5 protein-coding genes are annotated in these 3625 nt (G+C 70.0%); all 5 read right to left on the reverse strand.

Annotated features, from left to right (window positions below; translation table 11 throughout):
- On the reverse strand, nucleotides 1–421 hold a 421-nt coding region (locus D5S19_RS02380; protein ID WP_147397312.1), incomplete at its 3' end, for a universal stress protein.
- Complete coding sequence (locus D5S19_RS02385; RefSeq protein WP_120021678.1) at nucleotides 418–1032, reverse strand: CBS domain-containing protein; 615 nt, start codon at nucleotides 1030–1032, stop codon at nucleotides 418–420. The genes D5S19_RS02380 and D5S19_RS02385, both read right to left, overlap by 4 nt.
- A gap of 95 nt (nucleotides 1033–1127) precedes the next feature.
- The gene (locus D5S19_RS02390; RefSeq protein ID WP_120021679.1) at nucleotides 1128–2264 is read right to left on the reverse strand and encodes a CHAD domain-containing protein; all 1137 of its coding nucleotides are present in this window, start codon (nucleotides 2262–2264) and stop codon (nucleotides 1128–1130) included.
- The gene (locus D5S19_RS02395; RefSeq protein ID WP_120021681.1) at nucleotides 2261–2665 is read right to left on the reverse strand and encodes a hypothetical protein; all 405 of its coding nucleotides are present in this window, start codon (nucleotides 2663–2665) and stop codon (nucleotides 2261–2263) included. The genes D5S19_RS02390 and D5S19_RS02395 overlap by 4 nt, the downstream gene beginning before the upstream one ends.
- Nucleotides 2662–3555 (reverse strand): universal stress protein, encoded by an 894-nt coding sequence (locus tag D5S19_RS02400; RefSeq protein WP_120021680.1) that lies wholly within the window; start codon nucleotides 3553–3555, stop codon nucleotides 2662–2664. The genes D5S19_RS02395 and D5S19_RS02400 overlap by 4 nt, the downstream gene beginning before the upstream one ends.
- Between the last annotated feature and the right edge of the window lie 70 nt (nucleotides 3556–3625).

Genomic DNA, 3625 nt, shown 5'->3' on the forward strand with positions numbered 1-3625 from the left:
TCACCGGGCAACACGCGTGACCCGCCACCGTCGCAGCAGTACCACCAACCAGCATCCCAGCGAACCCACCACGACCAGTACAGCCCAGAACCACCACCCTCGCCCCACGAGAACGCTCAATCAACACAGCCGCCGCCGAATCGGTACACACCTCGGTCCGGACCCGCAACGCCGGATCAACCTCGAGAACCCGATCACGAGCCTCCGCCACAACCCGGTCACCCTCCCGCTGAAGATCCCCGAACAGCACCTCACTCCCGGCAAACCCGCCACCGTAATAGAGCGACGCGACCTGCAGACAGTGCAAGACCTCCAGCCCCAGCCCCCGCCCAGCAGCGAACCGGGCAGCCCAGCCGACCGCCTCAGCCGACCCACCCGACCCATCGACCCCGACAAGCACGGTATCGCTGCGACCGGTCATCGCCCCACCTCCCCTTCCGCGGACACGACGTCCGCCCCCACCACACCCGGCACCGCCAACGCCAGCAACGTCGCGACATGACGATCGGATTCGTCGCCATAACGGTCCACGATCCGCACCATCCCATCGCGCACTTCGACCCGCCAGCGCCCGTGGCCGCCGTAGATCTCCAGCCGGTGCCGCACATCCGCAGCGATCGCCTCATCCGCCCGAGCCAGCACCCGGACCACATCACCCCGGGTCACGATCCCCACCACCCGGGCACCATCCACAATCGGCATCACCCGGATCCCCCCATCCACCAACGCCTGACAAAGATCAGCCACATCGGTACCCGACGACATCCCGATCGCCGGCGTCGTCATCACCGCACCCACCAACATGTCGACCACACCAGGATGAACAGGATGCCGATACTCCGAACGCGCGTCCGCCGGAACACCACGCCGGACCAGATCCGCCTCCGTCACGATCCCGACCAACCGGTCGTCCTCGTCCACCACCGGCAACGCAGTGAACCCATGCCCGGACAGGACTTCAGCCGCCTCCTTCACCGACGTCCACGGAAACACCGTCACCACCGGAGACGACATCAGATCACGCGCCCGCATCGGGTCCGTCCCTTCCTTGTGCTGTCCCGAAAGTAGACAACGAAACCGGATACGCACGCCGGTCCGGAGTCACCGGGGAGAAGGACCAACGTCCCTCAGCCGCAAAGGGAGACGAGCTCCCGATACGCCTTGTGCCACGCCACGGGAAGCGCCTCCACACACCGTTCGGCGGAAGAGATCTCGGCTTCCAGTAGAAGGCCGTAGGCGCGGGTCGCGATGCCCCGGGAATCCTCCGTGAGCGACTGCAGCCGATCCTGGGCGACTACCGCATCCTGATACTCGCCGAGTAGGTCCTGCAACGACCGCAGGCTCTTCAGCACGCGGTCCGCATCGACGGGCAGAGCCCCGGCGGCCGCCTCCACGGCGTAGCGGAGGCGCTTCACGCTCTTGCGTACCGCGTGCACGGCATTCGGATACGCCTGCCGCCGGACAGCGGTCACGCGGGCGTCGGTTTCCACGGCCACCGTCCAGACCAGCTCCGGAAGGACCTTGCCCGCAGACCGACGCGCGCGGCTGCTCTGCGCCTCGGCGCCCTGCTCACGAAGCACCACCACGAGCACGTCGAGTGCGTTGAGCAGCTGCAGGTATCGCGGGGAATCGAGGACGACCGCGCACTCCGCGGCCGCTTCCTCGGCCAGGGTGTCGAAAACCTGCTCGGCTTCGATTCGTGCCTCGTCCGAAGCCGCCCCGTCCGGGAGTTTCCGCAGCGCGGTGAGCAGCCGTTCGCGTTGCACTTCGGTGTCACGCGCCGGCCCGACGCCCGCGCCGAGCCAGCGCAGCGCCTCGCCGAATCTCCTGGCGAGCCGTCCTCCCAGCACCGGCGCGAACGTCCGCAAAGTCGCCCGGATCCGCCGGGCCGCCACCCTGAGATCATGCACGCCCTCGGGCTGCTCCAGCCGCACCGCCAGGTCGGCACGAGCCAGGGCGTCGATCTGCCGTTCCAGGTAGCCGAGTACCACTGCCCGCGCCGTACCGGATACCTCCCCCACCTCCTGCTGTCCGTCCGCCGGACCGGGAATCGGCACCAGCTCAAGATCACGGCTGTAGGCACGCACCAGCCGCGACAGCTCATGCGGAACCTCGTCCAGCCCGGGTGCCTCGACGCGGCACCCGCGGCCGTCACCGAGATCAAGCAGCCATTCGCTGCCTGTCCGGCTGATCGCCAGGCCGTGCCGGCGCAGCCGTCTCCCGGCGGTGTCGTAGTAAGTCACCGGCCGCGCGGGGCGGGTCATCGGGCCACCACCCGCTGCACGTACCGGCTCAGCAGAACCAGCAACCCCACCAGCGCGAGCGTCACCCACTGCGCCGGCGCACGAAAGCCGAGCACCGAGACCTGGATCGCGAGCCAACCCGCGACCACCACACTCGCGGCATACCCGAACCCCGGCGCCTGCCGGTCACCCCGCCACGCCACCCCAGCCGCCCAGCCCAGAGCACCACCGACCACAACAATCAGCGCCACCCCGGGCAGCACCCAGGTAGACAACCCGAACGGGGCCAGAACAGCGGTCGGCAACCGGAAACCCGGCGCACCCGCCATCAGGCAAACCCCACCGACCAGCGCGCCCGCCGCGAAAACCGTCTCATAACACGCGAGCACCCGCAGCGCGACCCGGCCCCGCATCGTCGTCATGGCCGGTTCCCCGGCCGCACCACCGCCACCGGACACGCCGAATGCACCAGCAAGGCCTGACTGGTCGACCCCAGCAGCATCCCCTCGAACCCACCCCGCCCCCGACTGCCGACCACCACCAGCTGCGCATCCTCCCCAACCTCCAGCAACGCCCGCACCGGCCGCCCCGGCCCGGCCCGCACCTCAATCCGCAGCTGCGGGAACTTCTCCCGCCACGGCGCGAGCTGGTCCTCGACCCGCCCGCACTCGGCCGCAGCGACCTCCCCCGGCACCCGATCCGCGCCCCGCACCGAACCGTCCGCGTGCCACTGCTCGTTCCAGGTATGCACGGCCAGCAGGACTACCTGCCGGGAGACCGCTTCGGCACACGCGAACCCAAGCGCGTCATCACTGTCGGCCGAACCATCCAACCCGGCCACCACCGGTCCCGCCGCCGGGGGCGGATCGTCCGGCATCCGGCCCCGCACCACCACAACCGGGCACCGCGCGTGCGCGACCAGCCCGACCGCGGTCGAACCCACCAGCAGACCCGTGAACCCACCCAGACCCCGGGAACCCAGCACAGCCAGTTCGGCATCACGACTCTCCCGCCGCAAAACCCCGACCGGGCTACCCTCAGCAACCACCCGCTCGACCGGCAACCACGGCCACCGTCGCAGCACCACGGCCTCCGCCTCGGCCAGCCACTCACCGGCCTGCCGCCGGAACCCCGAACGCACCCCCCGTACCCCCGGCCCGATGATGCTCGGGGACGGGATCATGTACACCTGCACGAGCCGCAGCACCAAGCCCCGCCGTGCCGCCTGCTCGGCGGCCCAGACCACGGCGTGACGCGCCGACACCGAACCGTCGACGCCCGCCACCACGACGCCCCGGTCACTTTCGGACACGATGGGTCCCTCCCCCCGCCTGCCGCTGCGCACGCTGCCGCTCGGACCGCTCCCGATCGTGCTCGTCCTG

Origin of the sequence: Amycolatopsis panacis, assembly GCF_003600245.1 — a bacterium.
Classification (GTDB): domain Bacteria; phylum Actinomycetota; class Actinomycetes; order Mycobacteriales; family Pseudonocardiaceae; genus Amycolatopsis; species Amycolatopsis sulphurea.

Bases quoted from the DNA above. Each gene is read 5' to 3' on its own strand.
- D5S19_RS02385 (WP_120021678.1), bottom strand. From the start codon at position 1,032: ATGCGGGCGCGTGATCTGATGTCGTCTCCGGTGGTGACGGTGTTTCCG.
- D5S19_RS02390 (WP_120021679.1), bottom strand. From the start codon at position 2,264: ATGACCCGCCCCGCGCGGCCGGTGACTTACTACGACACCGCCGGGAGA.
- D5S19_RS02395 (WP_120021681.1), bottom strand. From the start codon at position 2,665: ATGACGACGATGCGGGGCCGGGTCGCGCTGCGGGTGCTCGCGTGTTAT.